Source organism: Vulcanisaeta sp. EB80 (assembly GCF_002078205.2).
Genome location: NZ_LCWN02000034.1, coordinates 1 through 21,376, shown reverse-complemented (window position 1 = coordinate 21,376; position 21,376 = coordinate 1). Strand labels below are relative to the sequence as shown.

The 21,376-nt window shown below is 47.7% G+C and carries 20 protein-coding genes and 1 pseudogene; 7 read left to right on the top strand and 14 right to left on the bottom strand.

Annotated features, from left to right (window positions below):
- Nucleotides 1–89 precede the first annotated feature (89 nt).
- The 3 genes from B7L70_RS07215 to B7L70_RS07205 form a co-directional block, all read right to left on the bottom strand.
- On the bottom strand, nt 90–593 hold the full coding sequence (locus B7L70_RS07215) for a hypothetical protein (RefSeq protein WP_081227198.1): 504 nt from the start codon (nt 591–593) through the stop codon (nt 90–92).
- 451 nt (nt 594–1,044) lie between these two features.
- Complete coding sequence (locus B7L70_RS07210) at nt 1,045–2,634, bottom strand: hypothetical protein (protein WP_081227197.1); 1,590 nt, start codon at nt 2,632–2,634, stop codon at nt 1,045–1,047.
- A gap of 215 nt (nt 2,635–2,849) precedes the next feature.
- Nucleotides 2,850–3,704 carry a TFIIB-type zinc ribbon-containing protein gene (locus B7L70_RS07205; RefSeq protein WP_081227196.1) on the bottom strand — a complete coding sequence of 285 codons (855 nt, stop codon included), beginning with the start codon at nt 3,702–3,704 and terminating at the stop codon, nt 2,850–2,852.
- A 263-nt stretch (nt 3,705–3,967) separates the two neighbouring features.
- Here B7L70_RS07205 and B7L70_RS07200 point away from each other — a divergent pair, with 263 nt between their 5' ends.
- Nucleotides 3,968–4,936: a hypothetical protein gene (locus B7L70_RS07200; RefSeq protein ID WP_081227195.1), complete on the top strand. Its 969-nt coding sequence runs from the start codon at nt 3,968–3,970 to the stop codon at nt 4,934–4,936.
- A gap of 13 nt (nt 4,937–4,949) precedes the next feature.
- Here B7L70_RS07200 and B7L70_RS07195 read toward each other — a convergent pair whose 3' ends face one another.
- The 4 genes from B7L70_RS07195 to B7L70_RS07180 all read right to left on the bottom strand — a co-directional run bounded on the left by B7L70_RS07195 (nt 4,950) and on the right by B7L70_RS07180 (nt 8,556).
- Nucleotides 4,950–6,617: a hypothetical protein gene (locus B7L70_RS07195; protein WP_081227194.1), complete on the bottom strand. Its 1,668-nt coding sequence runs from the start codon at nt 6,615–6,617 to the stop codon at nt 4,950–4,952.
- A gap of 34 nt (nt 6,618–6,651) precedes the next feature.
- Nucleotides 6,652–6,966, bottom strand: coding sequence for a hypothetical protein (locus B7L70_RS07190; protein ID WP_143701581.1), 315 nt, complete (start codon nt 6,964–6,966; stop codon nt 6,652–6,654).
- Between the two features lie 380 nt (nt 6,967–7,346).
- Nucleotides 7,347–7,556, bottom strand: a complete 210-nt coding sequence (locus B7L70_RS07185) for a hypothetical protein (protein ID WP_238376153.1) — start codon at nt 7,554–7,556, stop codon at nt 7,347–7,349.
- Between the two features lie 79 nt (nt 7,557–7,635).
- Complete coding sequence (locus B7L70_RS07180) at nt 7,636–8,556, bottom strand: pyridoxal-phosphate dependent enzyme (protein WP_081227192.1); 921 nt, start codon at nt 8,554–8,556, stop codon at nt 7,636–7,638.
- 220 nt (nt 8,557–8,776) lie between these two features.
- Here B7L70_RS07180 and B7L70_RS07175 point away from each other — a divergent pair, with 220 nt between their 5' ends.
- The 4 genes and pseudogenes from B7L70_RS07175 to B7L70_RS07160 all read left to right on the top strand — a co-directional run bounded on the left by B7L70_RS07175 (nt 8,777) and on the right by B7L70_RS07160 (nt 11,008).
- The gene (locus B7L70_RS07175) at nt 8,777–9,229 is read left to right on the top strand and encodes a 30S ribosomal protein S17 (RefSeq protein WP_081227191.1); all 453 of its coding nucleotides are present in this window, start codon (nt 8,777–8,779) and stop codon (nt 9,227–9,229) included.
- A gap of 32 nt (nt 9,230–9,261) precedes the next feature.
- Complete coding sequence (locus tag B7L70_RS07170; RefSeq protein ID WP_081227190.1) at nt 9,262–9,978, top strand: TatD family hydrolase; 717 nt, start codon at nt 9,262–9,264, stop codon at nt 9,976–9,978.
- Nucleotides 9,979–10,046: 68 nt separating this feature from the next.
- Nucleotides 10,047–10,406 (top strand): annotated as a pseudogene (locus B7L70_RS07165) (ferredoxin family protein); the annotation flags it as partial.
- Nucleotides 10,407–10,492: 86 nt separating this feature from the next.
- The gene (locus B7L70_RS07160; protein ID WP_081227188.1) at nt 10,493–11,008 is read left to right on the top strand and encodes an Lrp/AsnC family transcriptional regulator; all 516 of its coding nucleotides are present in this window, start codon (nt 10,493–10,495) and stop codon (nt 11,006–11,008) included.
- Here the strand turns inward: B7L70_RS07160 and B7L70_RS07155 are convergent.
- On the bottom strand, nt 11,005–11,667 hold the full coding sequence (locus B7L70_RS07155) for an orotidine 5'-phosphate decarboxylase / HUMPS family protein (protein ID WP_081227187.1): 663 nt from the start codon (nt 11,665–11,667) through the stop codon (nt 11,005–11,007). The two genes, B7L70_RS07160 and B7L70_RS07155, sit on opposite strands and share 4 nt — an antisense overlap.
- A 242-nt stretch (nt 11,668–11,909) precedes the next feature.
- On the opposite strand from B7L70_RS07155, the gene B7L70_RS07150 reads away from it, so the two are divergent.
- The gene (locus tag B7L70_RS07150) at nt 11,910–13,370 is read left to right on the top strand and encodes an ATP-binding protein (RefSeq protein WP_081227186.1); all 1,461 of its coding nucleotides are present in this window, start codon (nt 11,910–11,912) and stop codon (nt 13,368–13,370) included.
- Here the strand turns inward: B7L70_RS07150 and B7L70_RS07145 are convergent.
- Genes B7L70_RS07145 through B7L70_RS07120 form a run of 6 tightly spaced genes read right to left on the bottom strand, consistent with a single transcriptional unit; the run spans nt 13,367 to nt 20,914 of the window.
- Complete coding sequence (locus tag B7L70_RS07145) at nt 13,367–13,960, bottom strand: hypothetical protein (RefSeq protein WP_081227200.1); 594 nt, start codon at nt 13,958–13,960, stop codon at nt 13,367–13,369. The two genes, B7L70_RS07150 and B7L70_RS07145, sit on opposite strands and share 4 nt — an antisense overlap.
- Complete coding sequence (locus B7L70_RS07140; protein ID WP_081227185.1) at nt 13,960–14,796, bottom strand: hypothetical protein; 837 nt, start codon at nt 14,794–14,796, stop codon at nt 13,960–13,962. The genes B7L70_RS07145 and B7L70_RS07140 overlap by 1 nt, the downstream gene beginning before the upstream one ends.
- Nucleotides 14,789–15,517, bottom strand: coding sequence for a hypothetical protein (locus tag B7L70_RS07135; protein WP_143701580.1), 729 nt, complete (start codon nt 15,515–15,517; stop codon nt 14,789–14,791). Before B7L70_RS07135 ends, B7L70_RS07140 begins: the two co-directional genes overlap by 8 nt.
- 2 nt (nt 15,518–15,519) lie before the next feature.
- The gene (locus B7L70_RS07130) at nt 15,520–17,280 is read right to left on the bottom strand and encodes a hypothetical protein (protein WP_143701579.1); all 1,761 of its coding nucleotides are present in this window, start codon (nt 17,278–17,280) and stop codon (nt 15,520–15,522) included.
- A 2-nt stretch (nt 17,281–17,282) separates the two neighbouring features.
- A complete protein-coding gene (locus tag B7L70_RS07125) occupies nt 17,283–19,508 on the bottom strand; it encodes a hypothetical protein (RefSeq protein ID WP_081227199.1) in 2,226 nt (741 codons plus the stop codon).
- A gap of 2 nt (nt 19,509–19,510) precedes the next feature.
- The gene (locus B7L70_RS07120) at nt 19,511–20,914 is read right to left on the bottom strand and encodes a hypothetical protein (protein ID WP_081227182.1); all 1,404 of its coding nucleotides are present in this window, start codon (nt 20,912–20,914) and stop codon (nt 19,511–19,513) included.
- A gap of 176 nt (nt 20,915–21,090) precedes the next feature.
- Between B7L70_RS07120 and rplF the strand changes: the two genes are divergently transcribed.
- The coding region (gene rplF / locus B7L70_RS07115) for a 50S ribosomal protein L6 (RefSeq protein ID WP_081227181.1) at nt 21,091–21,376 on the top strand (286 nt) is incomplete at its 3' end.

Below are 21,376 nucleotides of genomic sequence, written 5' to 3'. Positions count from 1 at the left end.
TTTGAATATAAGGGTTGGATGAAGTTTGGGTAAGGATGGGAAAAGAGGAAAAATGGTTTTGATTTTTGGTTTTGATTGGTTGTGCTGGTTCACGATATTGGTGCCGTGTATGCACCGCTTGTTGTTACCACCTCGACCTGCGTTGGTGAGCCGCTTAGGCTACTGCAGGTTATTGATAGTGTGTCCCCTGGGTTGAGGGTTATCGATAATCCACTGGCCGGCAGTGAGGTTATGCCGCTGTATGAATTGCCGTTTAGGTATGCGGTGCAACTCGATGCACTTGAGCCGCTGGGCACCAGGTTTATCGCCTCAACCGTAATGGCACTAACCCCCATAGCCTTCACGTTCATAACAAGCACCCCGCCCATCTCCTCGGCAGAGACTGTTAGTGTGTTGCTGGCGCCTAGCGACGGCATTGCCCCGTGGAAGACGTAGAAGATTAGGATCAACGCGAGCGCTATACTAACAACAGCCACTATCACCCACAGTATGGTGAACTCACCCCTCCTCGCCAAACTCCTTTCGGCGTTGGTTTGCTTAGCCTTTATAGTCTTTACATTCCCAACAACCCTATTTGTGGGTTTGGCAATCATCAATAAAGAAGAGAAATAGTATTTTTAAGAGACTCATTCGGTAAGGATTCTCGGTTACGGGATCGAACCCAACGCCTGCGTAGTTTACCAATGCCGTGTTCCCTGACGACATATACTGTTATCTACCTGGAACCGGCGCTGAAGATTCTGAATATCAAGCTCAGCTCCAACTCAACAGCTTCGACATTGAGCAATATCGAGGGCGTACCCACTGCACTCATCACCTAGGGCTACTAAGCTGGTTTGGTGATGCAGACCTACGACGTAACCGGCAATGTAATCCTAGCCTTCTCCTTAGTTGCGAACTACGGGATTTATAGGCTCTTGGATAAGGTCATTGTGGATATCCTGCCCATTTAGCCTTTTAAATTAGTATCTCACTAGATCAATGACTGCGCCAATGCACATACTGTCTCAAACCAGGAACGTAACCGGCATAAAGCCCTCACGCCTAACCTCGGGAGTATTGCGAATTGCAGTTTATCTTTACGGCCTTGCCTAACAGCTCCCTGACTGTGTTGGCTAGGTTCTTGTCTGATACTGTGTTGTGCACCACGTCAAGCAAGGCGTCCTTGATCTCCTCAATGCCTAAGCAAACCTCCGAGGCCATCTCCCCAGCTGTGACCCTCACCTCCTCAGCCAACTCATCACCCCTCAACTTCTTGTTACCAAGCTCCTTGGCGTGCCTCACTGCCTCCGCAACGTGGTCAACGACTCCCTTAACCGCGCCCCAAAGCCCGCTACAGGTGATGCCTAAGTCCCTGCACCTGGTCTCCACGTGCACAATATCCATAAGTACACCGGGTCTCTCCAGTATTAGGTCTGCTAGGGTTGAGGCGATTAACTGCAACATGCCTGGGTCCTTCCTCTGCATGTTCGCCCTCAACACCTCGAAGATTATCCTCGAAAGCTCGCTCCTAGCACCCCTAACAGCCTTAGCGTACCTATCCGCATCACGCAACCCCTCAAGCTCCCTAACCAAGGACTCACGAGCCTCCTTTATGTTTACTGGCTCAGGCTCGACAGGCCTAGCCTCAAGGCCGAAGAAGACCCTCAAATCATTATCACTCACCCTACCCAAAGCCCAGTCAATAATAAGCTTCCTAGTCTCGGTAATCCTTTCCTCACTTATTGACTTGGTTTCATTCACGATCTTCGCCAACTCACCCCTATCAAAGGCAATGCAGAGCTGGGTAATCATATCACAATAATCAACCTCATTATTATTAATGAGTCCTAGGGTGCTCACGATCCTGAACGCCATCTCGAATTTATTGTTATCTCTACATATTGATGGTTCGCATCCACTCGATTTATGCTGCATAGGTTGTGTTATTGTTTGCGTTTTACCTTCAGGCGTAACCTCTTCAAGTGCCCTGAGTAGCTCATCCCTATAATACACGTATACACGTTTAATCAACTTATACATCTTGCGGATGTTTATGTCCAATATGCCCACCAATCTCTTGATGGTGTTTGTAGGCAGTCTCTTGTCAGGCTCGGTTAGCCACTTACTAACCTCTTCCCTAATGTCCTCCCTACTTATGATAAGCATTATTATGTAATCCTTAATAATGCCGAGCAACGCCTCCACCTTCTCACTCCCCATTACGCAGTACTTAGCGGCCAATGTGCGAAGCCTGGCCAAGTCCTCCTCATCGTTTATATCGTACTCACGGTTATCTACAAATGTGACCTCGACCAAGACCTTTTTAGAAAGCTCGGGGTTGTGCTCAACGAACTCCCGCAACGATCTGCACACGCAATCGGGGTATAGACAGATTATTGAATTATCAATACTCACCGCGGCAACCACCGGTATCGGCACCTTAACCCTATCAACACCCTCGTGCTCTTCTAAAAACCTCTCAATGGTGCCGTGGATTATTGCGTTTACGAGCTCGCCCTTATCGTCCTTATTAATTAAGGACCTACATTGACATGGATTGCTAGGAATAATGTAGGCCCCTCTAAATTGACCAATCTCAACAAACGCGACATTAACACCACCCCCTAATTGCCCACTAAGCATCTGCTCCATCGATATCAAAAATGAACAAAACAGGTTTAAAAGGCTACTTAACCAGGAGTTTCTGTGGACAATGTTTTATGCTTTCGGGAACTCTTGGTCACGATATCGATTTATAAATCGAGAAGCTGCGAACGTGAGTCTCGTGAGTACGTTGCACAGACACTCATGATGTGCAACGTAGATCGTAACCAATGTATGTAATTCATGGTTTAGCCTAATTTTTATCACAATTTTATCTCATTTTCTGCGTTTTGACTCTCAATATTTTCCAGAATTTTATCGAGGTCTAGTTCCTTGATTATTTTTTTGAGCCTATTCCTGACTAATACGGCTTTTATTGCCATCGGCCTACCTCCCGTTGCAGCCATGGCCGTTGCTGCAATCGCTATCCAGGTCACGTATTTGCGAGCCTCCTTCCCGGTCTCCTTCAAGTGTTTGTATATCATCTCGAAGTACTTTATGCCGAGCTCCACCAGGTCCTCGCTTGGCTCGGCAATCCTCAATAGCCTAAGCGCCCTCCTGGTCAATGGCTTATAGACGCCGGTGGTCGTGAATGCCCTCCTTAGGGCGCTGGCTATTGCCATGTCGTACCTGCCGCCCTCAGCATTGGACCTACCGCTCGTTATCGAGTCTAGGACCTCAACCACAGTCTCCACCTTGGGCAGTGAGGCCCTTACACCATCCCTATACCTCAACGCCCTGTAGTGCCTTACGAAGGCCTCCGCCAACGCCCTCGCCTCCTCCTCACCGAAGTCCCCTGTCCCGATTAATGCCTTGGCTAGCCTCTCGGTGTAGTTCGCCATAGCCTCCCCGGTGCTTCTCTGGCTGTTTGTTTTTGAGGCAATCCACTGCCTTAACCCTGTAATACCCCGTATCTTCACGCCCATTACCCCAGCCCAACGCCCCTTGCCCAACAACTCCGACCTCACATACGTGCCTAACCTACCCGTGAGGTACTCGTAAAACACCCCATCCTTAAACACGTAACCACACACTGGGCACACGAGCATCCACTCCCTCATGTCTAGTATTAGGCATGATCCACAGATTGGGCACACACCATTGCCGCAATTAGTCATTATGATCTATAAGCCCAACAGACAAAATAAAAAATTTTTCTCTCTAACCATCATAATAAATTAATAATTAAAGTGGGTTATTTGATGAAAGTTTTACTCAACCTCCGAATTGGAATACATAGAATTGAAAGTTTCAATCTCCAGGCGTATTGGCATCACCTGCGGGTGATACCTATTCGCCTGTGGGGGTGAAAGTTTTGGCTTGCTCAGTGATGCCTTGTGGGTGATGCCCTTTTAAGCCCTGGCTCGAATGAGTGATTAATATGGTTGACCTGGCCTACGACTGGGAGTTGATGTCGTGGGGAATGAGGGCTGTGGTGATAATACTAGCCGTGGCGCTGGCCATAGTGATACTAAGCCCGCACGTTGCCTTCCTCAAGCCAATAGCCCAGGGGCTTGGCTTAGCGACGACTAAGTACGTTTACGTGCCAGTGAACCACACCGTCTACGTTAACCAGACCGTGGTTAAGTACATCAACCAGACAGTGCCAGTCTACATAAATAGGACCGTTTACGTGCCCATCTCATCTTACTTCGAGTTCTACGCCGGCTACTGCAGTGGTAGGTTGGTCATACTGCCGAACGGCACGGTGTGGATTGCGTGGTTCTGGTTGGCGCCTAAGGCGTACTTCGAGTCGAACCCAACCCTCTACTGGTACTACTTCCAATATGCACCACTTTACTACAACCCAACAACCCACTACGCCCAGTTCGTACCGCTGATATTCCAGGCTGAGTTCCTAACCCCACAGGGCCTAGCCCTAGTATACACCCCAACATGCTACGTCGATAACGCTACAATAAACAACTACTACGTATTGGTTTGCGGGGACGTGGGAGGCGGCGGCCCCACATCATTCATCGGCTACTCATTCGTTAGTAACTCCACGGGTATGTGGGAGACCATCATCTCCTTAAACGTGCTGCCGGTGGTTGGGAACTTCACAATAAACGCAACCGGTTACTACTACCTACCGATACCGGTTAGGAACGCGACGTACACAGGGGTAATGATAATGCAATACTTAATAAAAGGGCAGAAAGTCAACACGCTGGGCCCATTCTGCACCTTGGCAGCTACATTCGTGAGGAACGCAACGGCAGCACTGTGGCTACCAGTCACGAACCAAACACTAATCAACTACTGGAGCTACACCAGTGAATTAACACTCGGCCACTACGACCCGTACGACTACACGATGGGCTACTGGGTCTGGCGCTACCCATCATGATTAGGCACAAAGATCACCAGGTTTCGAGGTAGCACGATATTGATGCCGTCCCCGTCTCATTACCATGACTTGCATTCACCCCATTGATTGTGCCGCTACCACTCACTACACATTCAATATAGTAATTTGGGCTTGGTGGTGTGAGGTAGTTCGTTATCTCTAGGGTGCCCGAACCCTGTGCCGCCACTGTTCCGTCCGGCAGTGTTACGGTGGCTTGCCAAGAAACCGACCCCTGAATATTGGATTGACCGGAAAATGGATAGTAAATATACACCGTACCTGAGATGGTGTATTGGAATGTGCCGGTTCCGTTCCATGCCGAGGTCCAATTGAAGGTGTAGGTCTCGCTCGATTGTGTCAGGTCTATCGTGTCTGGGTTTATGCTTATCGGGCCTGGAGGTATGTAGTTGTAGTAGTCTGTTCCGCTTGGGCCCGTCAGAGTCTGCCCGGGTGTTGTGCATGTAAGGGTCTCCGTTATTGTGACGACGTTGCTCGTGTACTTACTCCCACCAATGCTCCAGTACTGGAACACGTAGTTGTTGCCACTCTCTTGCGCGTTGTAGTAGAACGTTACCTGCTCACTCTGCCCATAGGGTATCGAGGAGACACTGGCACCGGAGGTGGGCTGCGGAGGACCAATACTTGGGTTTGTGCTTACGATGGGCGGGCTCACTGGGCATGGTGGGTATGGCGAGTACACGCAATTCACCGTGAACGTGTATGAACTACCATTGGTTGCCTGCGTCGAGCCTGGGCTTATTGAGCACGTATAACCGATCGGGTTGAATATTATTGACGCGGTTAGGGTGTCCGTCTGCCCACCAATGGGTAGTTGTTGGTTGTTCACATTGCCTATACCGCTTGTTGAGGAGACCGAGGAGCTTATCTGCCAGATCGCGCCCAGCGTGTCGTTGGTGACTGATACATAGACGAAGTAGTTAGATGGCGTTAGTAATGGTAATTGTTGGCATGTCACTGTGAAGACCTGCGTCACTGGCTTGCCGTTGTACTCGACATGGGTCAATGTTGGGCTTATTTGGCATATATAGCCGAACGAGTTCGAGAATGCGAATGCGTTGAAGGAGATGGTTATTGGGTGGTAGGGCGGGTCTATGCACCACGTATAAGTCGTGGACCCACTTTTAGAGTAAAAGCCACTCTGCATGAACCAGATTACCCACCAAGTGGCGCTGTATGGGTCGCTGACTGTTACCAATACTGGGCAGTTTGTGCCGAGTAATGAGTAAACATCAACCGTTGACCAGCCGTGTACTGGCACGACCGTGCAAACCCTGGGGTCGATTGCTGAGCAGACTCTAACAGCCACTGGCAGTTGGTTGGCTTCGCCGCACCACCACTGGTTGTGCATTAGCTTCGTGTTGCTTGTCGAGCACCAGTTGAGGTTTGGGTTGATTGCTTGGCTTGGGGTTATTACTGTGCCTCCCTTCAGGTAGATCTGCTCGACGTAAAACGGCTCATTGCCAGTGTTAACAATGGCTAGGAGGTAACCCCCTTGGTATGGCACTACCTCGGCTATTGGCCACATGTAGTTTTGGAGTGTTTGGTGGTTGGTGTAGATCCAATACCCGTAGAGACCGGCGCCCACTACTGCGCCTATTATGGCCATGGCTATTATGAATCCTATTGTTGATGTTAATACTTCCTCAAGTACCCGGCTCATCGATTATTATTAATTAATGGTTTTTAAGATGTAGTCACGATTGGTGGCTGGGCAGGTTGGACGGGCATGAGTAGTAGATGTTGTTGCCATCATTGTATGTAATGCAATAGCCGACGGCTTCTGGCGTGCTCTTAACCTTGGCGCTAACGCCGTTCTGGGCGTAGGCGTATATCTCGTTGCCGCTGGCGCCGAAGTTGAGATTGTACGTGCCCATTGACCCGCTCCAGTAGTTTTTGTCGAAGTTGCTCTTTATCATTGGCCACGAGATGGCTATTATGGCTATGATGGCTATGATGGCTAAAGCCATTATCACGGCAAGGAAGACCGAGGACTGTCCCCTACTCCTCAATGCCTTACCTGAAGACATCGGTTTACTAAGCCTTGGCTTTTAAGGGGCTCACTTGATAAAGGTGGCTCATTTTAAAGGCAAGCCATTGAAAGCTGTTCTGCAGCGTTCGTGAACAGGCCTGACTATTCTATAATTAAGTCTACCAATGGCTAACCTAAATATCAATGGTTGGAGCTTAGCCTTTAAAATATTTGCGAAGAGTAAGCGTGAACACAATACTTATAGGCACCCTAGTTGGTGCGAGAAATGCGAGCGGTCATTCTGCAATCCACACCCAACATAACAGCATGTACCGAGGAAAATAATGAAGAAATTACCGAAGATGACGCTAATTACTTAAACAGAAAGCCGCCGGAAGTGCTTCCAGTGGCTTTAATCGATTAAGGCAGAAGTGCTTCCTCGATGTACCACTCCAGTACGTAGTCATGCTTGTCGGCATAATCCCTGGCGAATTCAAAGGCAGCCCTCCAATCATCCTCCTCATGAATCACCCTCCAACCCTCATTAATTAATGCCTCATCCTCGGGTTTGCCGCTAACCAATACCCTACCCATCCTCCTGTTGACGAAGACCTTGTACCTGGGGCTCATCAGTATCACGTATACGTGTACAGGTTAAAAAGCGCTTCCAGGTTTTTACTTAAACAGTACACTGAAACTTTCACTGAACTTACGTGGAATTCACGAAACGATCAATTATATCTATGTACTTGTATATATCATCGGGGAAAATCAATAGGTAGGTCACATCACCTAATCGCTCCCTGACCTTAAGAAAGGCTTGAAAGACAGCACCACTACTAAGGCCAATGAGTAATCCCTCACTCCTGGCAACCCTAATGACCCCATCAACAGCCTCCTCAAGGCTAACGTCAATAACCTCATCAACAACCTCGCGGGCCCACCTAGTCCCTGACTCAAGGCGCTTAATGCCGGGTATTACGTTGTTGATCGCAGGTTCGACACCAACAACATAGACGTCACCAAAGGCGTCCCTAAGTCTCCTAGCAATACCCGTCACATGACCACCAGTGCCTATACCGGCAATCAGTACCCTCGGTCTCTTACCAATGCTCATGAACTGTTCCACAATCTCACCACCGGTGAAGTAGTAATGCCCCTCTGGATTATCAGCATTCTCGAATTGGTTAAGGTTTATTGCGCCATCTCTATTGGCATTATCCCTAACCCAACGCCAAAAGCCCTCATCAATACTATCCCTATCAACCTTAACAACCTCCGCACCCAACACCCTAAGCAAAACCTCAGTCGTCCTAGGTAAATGCTTGGTTGTGTAGGCCCTGTACCTAAAACCGTATATGTTAGCCAGAGCTGCCAGCGCTACCGCGACATTGCCCGAGGAAGCCTCCTCAACGAGACCACCGTACAATCCATCGTTTAGGAACCTATGTAGCAGGAAGAAGACGGTCCTATCCTTAATACTCCTACTCAGTGGGTTAAAGAACTCGAGCTTAGCCCAAACATCACCAAAATGCTCAAGCCTCACTAGGGGCGTGGGCCATAAACCGGTAACTAAATCTTGGACGCTGGGGAAAACATTGTTACGGGTACTCCCTGCAAATACCAACACCCATCATACATAGTACTGGTCAAGTTGGGCCTTAATAAGGATTATTTCCGAATTCACTGTTTTAGAGGAGGATGTGCGAATCCCCGCGGTTCGTCAGTCCGTTTTCATCGGGGACCGCCACGGTCCTCTCTGGGACCTCATAAATCATTGCCAACCTTAATATTTAAGCCTTTGGTTCGCAAAAGAAATTGTTTTAAAGGGGTTCCCTACCTCATGGTCGATGGTTGAAGTAATAGTTAAGGAGATGCCAGAGAGGCCTAGGCCTGGTGAGAAGGTTCAGTTGCCCAATGGTGAATTCATAAGGGTTAGGCATGTTGGGATCCCATGGATATTGCCACCGAAGAAGGTATGTAATGACCCTGAGTGCCCGTGGCATGGTCACTTGAGCGTTAGGGGTCAGGTGTTCACGGTAACTGTTGAGAGCGTTCATGGGAGGAGCGCCGTGGTAATACACGAGTGGTTGCATTATAACCCTAAGTATAAGAGGTATGAGGGGAGGAGGAAGAAGATGCATGTCAGGGTTCCGCCATGCATTGACGTGAGACCTGGTGATATCGTATATATAGGCGAGACCAGGCCCTTGGCTAAGACGGTTAGGCATGTTGTGATAGGTAGGATTGAGGATACTACCGAGGTTAAGCCCCAGGTAGTTAGGCTTGAGCAGCAACAATAATCCTTTTTAGTAACTAATTAATCAATGGATCAATGCTTTATGACGCACACACCCACCTACATGAATTCCTAGATAGCCGAGTCGAGGAATTTACTAAGGAGATAGTCATAGTAGGAGTCTCAGATGACTACCCATCATCAAGAAGAACGCTTGAGCTTGCCGAAAGGTTCAATAATATAATGCCCTGTGTTGGTATTCACCCATGGAACGTGGATAAGGTTAGTATAGATGAGCTGAGACAATTGGAGAGGCTGGTTTCTGAGGCTAAGTGTATTGGTGAGGTTGGTCTTGACAGGAGATTTGTGCCCCAGACCTTCGATAGGCAGTTGGAGTTCTTTAGGACCTTTGTAACGTGGGCTAGGGATTACGACCTGCCACTCAATATTCATGCGCCAGATGCCTGGAGGGATGTACTGGAGTTGGTCAGGAGGAGCGATGTGGAGAGGGTTTTGATTCACTGGTACACGGGTCCGCTTAACCTTCTTAACGAAATTAGGGATTACGGTTATTACATATCCATCAATGCTGCGATAAGGATTCAGGAGAAATCAAGGTTGGTGGCTAAGGAGGCCCCCCTGGACGTAATACTCCTTGAGAGCGATGGGCCATATGAGTATAGAGGTATTACACTTGAGCCACCGATGGTTAGGGATGCGGCTAGGATTGTGGCTGAGATAAAGGGTATCAAGGTTGAGGAGTTGTGGGAGAGAATTGGTGAGAACTTCTCTAGATTGTTTGGACGTGTGTAATACCTAGTCTATTTATTTATTGGTACTGCATGATCGATACCTCGTATGTAGAGTACCAATAGTAATAGTTATTAAGACCCACTAATGCCTTACTATCCCGTATGGCAGAGAAGACAGGCCCGTTCCAGAAGGTTGTAGTAGATCAGGACATCTGTATCGGCTGTGGTGCATGCGTCTCAGTATGTCCGTATCAGGCACTAGAGCTTGATGAGAACGGTAAGGCAAGACTAATATGGGATATGTGTAAGGATGACTTCAGCTGTGTGCCGGTGTGCCCAGTGAACTGCATATGGAAGACTAGCGAGGCACCCGACTCGGCTAAGGGCAAGGCTAATTGGTACAGGTTCAGCAAGGCGCTGTCTGATGCCGAGAAGAAGGAGTTTGAGGATTGGAAGGCTAAGTATAAGATTGCCTGGGCGCCTGCGTAAGGTGAATAGTTTAATTAAATCATTAAAACCCATATTATTTTTATTCCGGTAGAGAATTTAAAGTACCTATTTCTATCCTAACGGAAATGATATTCGACAAACTGGATAAGGAGATACTCAGGGAAATTCAAAAAGACGGTAGGTTACAATTAAGTAGGTTAGCCGAGATCCTGAATAGGCCAAGGACCACTGTTGCGACCAGGTTAAGTAGGCTTGAGGGTGATGGTGTCATAACATCCTACAGAGCTGTAATCGACCCCCTAAAGGTCGGTTTCTCATTGTTAGCGTTTGTTCTAATTAGCGTTAGGAGGAGCGCACCGAGTGGTGCCAAGTCTGCCCAGGTGGTGCTTGTTGAGAAAATACTCAAGGATAGTGATGAAGATCCCAGGTTACCGTGGATTGAGGAGGCGTTCATAATAACTGGGCATTATGATATACTCCTCAAGGTTTGGGCTAAGGATCTAAGGCAATTAAGTTACTTCCTGATCAATTACCTGCCAACGCACCCGGATATTGCCCAAACGGAGACTATGCTCGTACTAGAGCTTGTGTCTGATTGGAGGAGTAGGTTAATGCCCATTGATAAGGTTATGCCGGATTAACAACTTGGTTTCCTAATTAGGTCTATAAAATCTAGTGTTGTTCTTCGAGGATCAGGACTGGTCAATATGGCTCTACCAACGATCTCAAAGTCGGCACCATTGGCAATTGCACAACCTGGCTTACCACCCTGAGCACCAACACCAGGCGATAGTAATTGATAACCACCCCCAACCATCGACCTAACCCTCCTAATTACATTGGGCTTTGTTGCAGGGACGACAAAGCCGCTAACCCCTAGCTCAACCCCTAATTCCACGTTATACTCCAGGTATGTATCGTACAACTCACCACCCGAGCTCATGGAGACTAATAGATACACATCAACACCAAGTTCTCTAGCGACCCTAACTGGGCCGGTTAGGTTGTCTTTACCAGCCACTGAGTGCATTATTATGCCGTTAATCCCCAGGTCGTGAATCCTCCTTATCACATACTCATTTATGTGGGAAACATCGCCAAGCTTTAGGTCTGCAAGGAAGTACTTACCAACCTTATTCACCAACTCCCTAATTCCCCATGGTCCTATATTTAGTAACTGAAACCAACCAATCTTAACAGCATCAATCAAATCATTAATACTTCCTAAGAAAGCCGCCGATTTATCAACATCCCAATCAACATCAAGGGCGAGGATTAAGCCCGTTTCCCTTGGGATCATCGATTAAAATATCGAGGTTTATTTTTAAGAGTTATTTATGTAGGACTTGAACATCACTTCTTCTTCTCCCTAGTTACACCCATCTCCCTCAGCACTATTTCTAGGTCCTTCGTCGATATCCCGCTGTACACTGACCATAGGAAGATAACGTACAACGTTCTCATAGATTGCATAAGTTATATGTGAGTTAATAATGTCTCATCAATAGTTATTTATAAGGCCACCTGAGATCTTTCCTTTGGATGCTTGATAGGTGTTGCCTGGAGATTGGTATTACGACAAGCGGGGCTTCTGTTAGCTCCGTACCTATACAATTCTACAAGAAAAGCGAGCACCTGGCCCTTGAGGAGCAGTTGGTGCTTATTCATGATCCATCCCTTGAGGATGAGTTACTACTCGGTGTTATTAGGAACGTTACGAAGCTTGAGCCGTTGATTAGGGATAGGGTTAGGTCGCCGTTTGTCGATAGGCCTGAGGTTCTTGATCAGACGATACTCATGCCCTTCACTTCAGCTATTGTGAAACTCTATGCATCAATAAGGCCGAGTACAAAGTCCGTGTTTGAAGTTAGGCATGTGCCCACGCCAGGCTCTAAGGTCTATGTTATTAAAGATGGCAGATTCCTTAGTGATTATGTTAAGGTTAATACACCAATACTACTCGGTAACCATAAGTACAGCAACTGGCCCATTAACCTAGACGCCACCTTCGTAAATCAACACGTGGGCGTTTTCGGAGCCACAGGTGTTGGTAAGTCCAGGTTGGTTAAGGCTTTAATTGAGGAGTTGATTAGGGTTGGTAAGCATGTTGTCGTATTCGACCACAGTGGTGTTGATTATGCACCGCATTTTAAGGGCAGGGTAGTAACCTCGAAGGATATCGCCATTTCGCCACCAACGATAGCCTCGGTTATTGCTGATAAGGCTAGGTTGAATTGGCAAACCTTCGGTGAGTATCTCGAGGTTGCGGTGATAACGTATGTAAGGGGCGAGAGAGGAGTAAGAAGGCAGCAGGTGCAGTTGGTTGAGGGTAGGCAGGGTGACCAGGTGGTTAGGTGGGATAAGGCGTTATTCACGAAGCACCTGGTTGATAGTATGAGGGGCCTTGGTGCCAGGGATTCGACTGTTGAGAAGGCTAGACTCTTCATTGATTACTTCATAGAGCCTGAATTCTTTGAGGAGTTGAATAAAAGAATTACCCAACCCATTGATATTGTGAATGAGGCTTTAAAATCAAACCTGGTGGTGATTGATCTAAGCCTAGACCCGGAGCTTGTTGTTAAACAGGCCATAATTGCTGACGTAATCGACTCAGCGTGGAGGCTCGTTAAGGAGAGGAGGGAACCATTGGACTTAGTCTTCGTTATTGATGAGGCCCAGAACTACGTGCCGGAGAACGAGTGGACCATATGCGGTGATGTCATCGAGACCACGGCTAGGGAGGGCCGTAAATGGGGCCTGTCACTAGTTATAGCCAGCCAGAGGATTGCCAGGGACGTGAGGGCCAGCGTTAGGGCTAACCTGGGCACAGTCTTCTTCAGCAGGTTGAGCGCCCAGGGAGACCTCAGGGAGATAGCGGCCTACATGGACATAGCCGACGTAAGCGAATCCACATTAGCCCAACTAGGCACCAGGGAGTTCTACGTAGCGGGTCTAATGAACCCACTCAGGAAGCCACTGTTAATAAGGGTTAGGGACGCCTAGGATCCTTTTTCAACCTCGATTATTGCCTCACCCATCTGCACCTGGGCGCTGGACCATGTACAATTATAATCATATAAATTCGGTGGTACATTACTTACCCATGTTGGATTCACTATAGTTTTACTATAATATGTATTTGGATTTTTTGGATTAGTACAGTTATACGCTATTATGGTGTAGGGCTGCGCCGATGAGTAAACCGTGACATTATTAACAGTGACTGAGCGGCTTATTGGACCCATGGTCATCGTTACCGTAACGTTGGCATAAAGTAGGACTAAGTGATTGCCATTATTTACTTGTCCAACTTTTGGATAAAGTGTTATGTAGTAATTCAATGCCATGCCTTGTATTGGCACCGCAGCCGTGGGCAACATCAATGTATAGTTGAAGCTACCAACAACGTCACCCATGGATGCTATGGAGATGGCGTTCTGGAACTCGTGAGCCAATGCACTAGTTACTAGGGATTCCACGTAATTTATGGTGTTAAGCATGTTCGTGGTTATGTAGTACGTTGTGTACCAGGTTATGAAAACTACGAAGACCAGGAGCGCCACCGTGGTTATGACGAAGGCAAGCGTGTCCATCATGAACCACCCAGGCCGAAGCCAATCTCTATAGTGACTATGTACACTGTACCCCCCGTAACCGTCGCATTGTCGGCACGGCCCTGCGGTATTGCGTAACCACCTATGCTGCACTTCTCTACTACCTTGAGTTCACCAGTTGGGTTATTCACAGACGATGAAGTCACACTAATCACCTTAACAATAAGGGTGCCCCTCCCCACCGACGGTGTACTTAACTCCGTGAATACTGGTATATAGATATAACCAACACCGTGGTTGCCGGTCCCGTTTATGGCTATGACCCTAGGTATCATAACCAGGGATGAGCCGTACGTTAAGCCGTTGATTTCACCATAACCAAGCTGTACGAGGGAGACAACCGTGCCCGTTGGGGCGAAGGATTTGGGAACCACAACCGTGGACAAGTCACGTGGATTAACGGTTGGGAAACCAGTTGCATTAGAACCCCTCCACACATACATAAACCCGCTCGGCATTGAGTAGTAACTCGGCGGTACACCGTAAATCAGCACCCCGGACTCCTCAGTAATTATGGTTTGTCCACCCAAGGTGACATTCACTGTGCAGTGCGCATCGCCTGTATTCACGAAATTATATACGCCGTACTCAGTGTTTGGTAACGCATACGTGAGTTGCGTACCTGGCATCATCATGTATGTATCTATATCGTCAGCCACGTTAGTCAGGAACGATGCGACGTAGGTTATTGAGTAGTACGACGATTCCGAATTGAACGACCTCATGGATATCACTAGGAATACCGCCGCTAACGCCATTATGGTACTCACGAGAATCACCGCCGTCAAGACCTCGCTCTGCCCCCTGCTAGCCATACTCAATAATCACCTCTATCTCCACTATTTCAATTTTACTATTAGTTAAATTAAACGGTGGTGGCTGAATAGGCCCACACGCGTATTTTAAATACAGTGGTGATCTGATGAGCACCATACTGGGCGCGGTGACATTGGCAACCAATAAGTTGGGCAGGGCGGGGTTAAACCTAGCCACAATCACCGGCACAAACACATAAGCGCTGACAACACCAACCCTAGGGTAAAGAACCACGTAGGTACCATACGAAACACCACCAAGAGACCCCGCACCCAGTTGGGAGATGCCGAAGAAACTCGATGACGTGTCATTAAATATCAACGAATCATTACCAAACAATACCTTACGGAAACCACTCGGCATTGTTAAGTAGTTAGGAGGTATGCCGAAGACCACGGCATCGCTAGTGACGCTCCACACCACGGCATGCGTAGTATTCACCACAACCAGTTTGCAGTAATCCCTCACGACATTATACACACCAAATTGGGTAGCGGGTAATGGGTAGGAGAGTGAGTAATACGGTACGCCGCTCATCACGGCGGCATTCAAGTCCTGGGCTATGTTAACCAACGTCGTCTCGGCCTGGCTCAGGGAGACCGATGCAGACGCGGATGCCATGTTTATGCCCGACACTATAATAAACACCACAGCCAGGGCTAAAACCACACCAACCATAATAACAACAGCCAACGCCTCGCTCAAACCAAGCCCACGCATGCTCACCCACCCGCCAAACTACTGATACCAACATAAACGAGGTAGTAAGTACCATTCAACTGAACAACTGCAAAGGCAGACGCGGTCGGTGAGAAACCACCAAGCCTATACCTCTCCATATGCACTACACTCATCGCACTCAGCTTGTCAAAGCTATAACTCACGTATACGGGTAGGTAGTAAGTCGTTGTTGGCATCCCGGACACCCACATGTCGTAGATAATCGATGTGGTGTTATACACGTAATAATTATAACCTTGTGGGTTTGGTGAGGATTGGGTCACGTTTATCTCCGTTATTGTTATGTTATAACCGATTTGGTTCTGAACTAAATCGCAGGGTAACGGATAGGTTGTGCTTGTTTCGTTACTAAGTGTCGTTGGGAAATCGTAAATCGTAGTACTCACCGTTAAATTAACTGGTTTACTCGACGTCTTGCAAATACCGTTAAGCCCTATGTCCATACTCAACAAGTAGAGGTAGTAGTACTGCGGTAACCTAGTACTATTAGACCTCGAACCTGTGCTCGTCGTTATGTTTGTCGTTACGACTTCGGTACCGTTTCCGTAGTAAGTCAATGTCGTGAGGACCGTGATGTTTTGCGAGACCCTAGGTTGAGTACTGGTCAGGTTATATGGCACTGCCTCGATAGTCACGTTGTACGTAACCGTTGAGCCTGGTATTGCCGTGATTAACTGACCAATGGCGTAGACACTGTAACCAAAAGGCTCGCTGGGGAGTTTTAGGCTTGCGTTGCAGGATACCGTAGGTGGTGGTAAGCCATATTGTGTTAAATTGTTAGTTTTCAACTTAACTAAGTAATTATTACTAAAGTGGTATGCACCATTCAAGTCCTGGCGGGTGCATACTGCATCACTAATGCAAGATAGGCAAGATAGGGACGTGCGAGTTGTGTAGTTCACGTCGGTAAAGCTCGGCGCCAGGGCATATGGCTCCTCATACGCGTTAAGCATTAGGTAGCTGTACCCGCCCAAGCCTTGGTCGTAGCAGTACGGTTCCTGGCAGTAGGAATTAGTCAATACGTCGTAGGGCAGGCTGGAGTTGCTCGAGACCTCCATGTATATATTACCCGTGGCGTTCACCCAAACGACAGCCGTGCCAGTCCTCGCGTCGAAGTACGTCAACCACCACCTCAGCATCACCGCCTGCCCAGACTCGATGCACTCGGTTATGTTGGTTATTGACTGGTTGGCGCATTGTATGAAGGCTACGTTTGACAGCGGGAGTGCCGTGTTTATTTGATACTTGTAGCCGAAGGCCGTCAATAATTCATTGAGTAGGTAGACGTTAAGTGTTAATTCACTAACGCGCGGGTCAGTTGTTGGGTAAGGAACCTGAATCGGTGAGGCGGTTTTCCAGTTAACGACCACCGTTATCGGCAATAGGGCATACTCACCACCACTCACTATAGACGTTGATGTGACGAGCTTACCATACGGAACCACCGCCACATACCAATCATACTGGGGACCAACCAACGTATTCATCAACGACCGCAGTGCTTCACAATTGTGAGTGGACAAACAGTGCTCCAGCATCGTTAGGAAGTGTGGGTTGTTGATTAACTCGGCGAGTACGGTCTGGGCGTAGGTCTCCAGGTTGGATTCGACCTGGCTTTGTAGTTGGGTTGTTGGTGATTTGAAGAGCATCGGCATTAGTGCGGCGAGCACCAGTATTATCACGGTCGCCGCAATCGCCTCCATAATCCTCGCCTGACCAAACCTATCAAACCCACGCACCATAATCACCACCCCTGGCACGGGTTCAGCTGCCAATTCGGTGTATAACCATAATATAGTAATTGCCCGTTGTTGTAGGCGAAGTATATGTATGAGTTCTCATATGATATGTATGAGTTTTCGTATGGTGGGTATTGGCAATTCATTATTGTTGGGTAGACGTAGGCGTACGGCAGTGTCTGGTTTGGGAAGTGCTCGTACTCCGTGATCCAATTATACAATGCACTAGGATAATTGCCTTCACCGAAGCGCGTTATCTTCATCTCACTCAGGGGTATTATCTGCCCAATCACTGCGTAGCCGGGGGCTAGGTTATATATTGACTCGTTGAACGTGAGTATTGACAGTACGCCCATTGGGTATGCATTATTAACCTTGAATATGTTCATCCACGGGAGCGGCTCAACAGTGCCGAGGGCGGCATATGTTTGTCCATTAGTTATGTTTGTGATGTATAATCCCGTGCCGCCACCATATATCGTCAATGCCGTCGGGACACCCGTGTTTATGAAATACGTGACCTCAATAAGCGAGCCTGAGGTCTGGTTGTAGATGAATGCCATGTATGGTATTAACGAGGTGGCTGAGTAACCACTTGGCGTTGTGCTGTTTATACCCATGGCGCTCAGAGCAGCCGGTGACCACGGGTTTAGTATTAGCCTAATATTGCTGTAGTTTATGAGTAGTAGGTACTGCGTGTTTGGGTATCCGTTGGGTGGTGGCATGGTTACGTTGAATACCACGGCGTTGCTAGTTATGTTGTACACGGTGTATTTTAGGCTGATTTCGCTGTAGCCTAGGGTTGGTGTTACGTTGAGCCCGATTATTGATGCGCCTAGGGCTGGTGCGTTGTTGTAGGACACGGTTACCAATACGTTCCTTGGCAGTGTGTAGTTGTTGTAGAGCTTGATGCTCGCATTTATCACTGCCGCGTTCTGCAGTATTATTGCTGTCCATGAACCAAGCAGTGGCAGCTGCTGTGACTGCTGTACGTTCGAGACTTGTCCACTAAGCATGTATGCGTTATTATTGAATACCGTATTGGACACATTAACGAGGACCGGTAAGTATATTGTCGTGGTGTTACATAATGTATTATTAATATATACATAAAGGTTAGCCTGCGGTTCGTTATTTACATTTGTTACGTTCTGCCACGTTAATTGCTTCGTCGGTTTTACGTACAGCGTGAGGTTTGTCAAACCAGTGAATGGAGGTGAGCATTTTTTCAATTTCAATTGATATTGAGAATTACCATAATATAATTTAACCGATGATGAGGTTATTACCACTGAGTATCCCTGACGATCCTGATAATTTTGGAATTTCTCCGTTGGCCAGGGTGTCAGGAATTGTATGCCCGCACAGACCTGTTGACCTGCAGTGCAGTTCGCTATGTCGAATGTTGCCGATATATTGAAGCCCGCGTTTGCCGCGAGTTCGTCTATGGGTATTGCGAACGCCAATGACGCTGTTTGTCCACCTGCTACCCAGCCCATGTTACTTGTCCTGTACATGCCTCCTGCGAAGTATGGTGCCCATAGGTAGCTTGCGTTGCCTGTTGTGTATGTTGCTGGTCCGGTGCATGTATAGTTGTCTAGTTTGAAGTTGAATATGCACCTCGTTTCCGTGGTTATTGTTGTTGGGTTTAGTATTGATGGGTTTTGTGGTTTTACTATCCATGCTGCTAGGCTGACGCTGTTTCTTAGCGTTAGGTTCTGTATGCCTAGTGTTGGCATGTTGTATGTGTCCTTGACCACCACTGCTATGCTTGATTCGTTGCCAGCGCTGTATATGTACTTGACGCCTTTTATCTTTAATGCGCCGTAGAACCCGGTTGTGATTGATACGTGTGGCTTTGGTTTGGTTGTTGGTATGGCTATGCCTGTTGGTACGTATATGCTGTTTACTAATATGTTTATTTGTGCCCCTATCACTGATGCGAGCGAATAGGATACTGGTGATTGAGTTAGTGCGTGTAAATATAGATAGAGTCCCTCGTTGATTAATGAGTTGCTGTAGTTTATCGCGAATGTGGCTACTATCGCCTGTATCTCCTCATCCAACTGTTGAACCACTACCTGTGGGTTTTCCTTAAATGCGTAGTAGATGCTTCTTTGGTACACGTAGGCTGGGGTCATCGTGAAGACCCTGTACAGTATCGCCAAAACGAGCACTGCAATCACAATCACCATCGCAGTTATAAGTAAACCCTGGCCCTTCCTATCCATGCTCACCACCCCGCAGCCCCGAACACGTTGCCTTTGTAGTACAGGTAGAGGGTTATGTAATACGCCGAGTCTCCTATGTACACGAGCGCCCTGGCAGCACCAACTGGTGCGTTCTTGATGCTTTTGCCGAAGATTATTGGTTCATCCCCGAGCAGGTAGTTTGGGTATAATCCGTACGGCACAATTATCGATTGGGCGATGGGTACCTGCCCAGCCTGCCCCTTAGAGTTCCTAATGACATTGATTATTAGGAGCATTGGTGCGTCTGGCAGGTTCCAGTAGCAGGTTGAGTGGTTTGACTTGGTTAGTAATGTGCATGGTATTGGGTATGAAGGAGCGTTACCCTGCCCAGGGCCCAACGTGAAGTTTAGCGTTTCGAAGGTATAGCCGTAGAGTGACTTGTAGACGGCCACGATTCTGAGGCCGAGGGCTGTTTCGCCTGGGTTGGAGATAATCTTGGTGTTTTTGAGGCAGCTCTTAAGTACGTTTGGGTCTACGAATAGTATGGAGTTGTAATTGGTGCTGTTTGGTAATATACCCATGAGCAGTAGTGGTGTTGTTTGGCCTGGGTATTGGAAGTAGGCGTAGTCCTGGATGCCGCCGATGCTTGCTGTTATTAGCATGAAGTACGTGTTGTTGCTGTTATAAGCAACGGGGAGTGTGATTACGGCTATGCCGCTGGAGTTTGTGATTGATGATGTAGTGCCATTAGTTATCGATGGTTTTTGTGATGTGCCTTGGCTGACGATGAAGTATTGTACCTTAACGGTTGCGTTACCGACCCGTTGTCCGTTGCTCGTGACTTCTACGTATAGGTTGGAGCTGCCTTGTGGTGGTGGGAAGTCTATGACTGTTATGTTTAGGACTGGTTGTATGATTAGCATGAACTCGTAATTACTACCTAAACCAAGCATTTGCTTGGCCTCCGTGTAACTGAGTGGCCACGTCTTATTACCTATGGGTAGTAATAGCCAGTATCCGTTGATTGCTAGGTTGTTGATGCCGTGTTGGTTTAGGTAGTTCGCGAAGCCTTTCCCAACATAGCTTGTGCTGCATTCGTTGACTAGGTTGCTTGGTAGGTAACCGTTGGCGAAGCCCCAGTACTCCAGTGCTAGTACCTTGAATGGGTCTAGGTGGTAGGGCTGGTTTGGCATTGCCAGTCCGAATGATTTTGGTTTGTTTGCTAGCCCCCAGTTTAGTGGGTTGCCTGGGTTTGTGATTATGTACTCCAGCAGTGATTGTGCCATGGCGTTCAACTGGAACGTGTTAACCTCGGAGCCTGCTGAGTATGAGTAGTTGGGGACGAGTAAAATGAATACTATGATGGCTGCCATAATCACGGGTATTATAAGTACCAACTCGATTGCGCTTGATTGGCCTTTGGTTGTTGTTTTGGAATTGATCATTATTACTAAATTGAATGCTACCTTTTTAAACCTAGCTGTCCTGCACCCACGTTAGTTTTAATATATATAGGGTATTGGTTGGTTTTGCGTCTTGGATTCATGGAATTGCCCGTGCGAGAGGGTGTTGGTGCGCATGGCGCTAAATATTTTAATAGGGGTTTGGGCGGTGCGTTTTGATGGCTAGGCAGCCGTATGTTTTTAGGAGTGTTGAGGTGCCGGATGGTGTTAAGGTTGATGTTAGTGGGAGTAGGGTTGTGGTTAGGGGTCCGCTGGGTAGTTTGGAGAGGGATTTTGGCAACCTGCCCATAATTATTAGGCTTGGTGATGGCTCTGTAATTATTGAGTCGTACATGGCAGGTAGGGAGGAGAGGGCTGTTGTTGGTACTGTGGCTGGGCATATAAGGAATATGATACTTGGCGTGACTAGGGGTTGGAGGTATAAGTTGAAGATTGTGTTTTCCC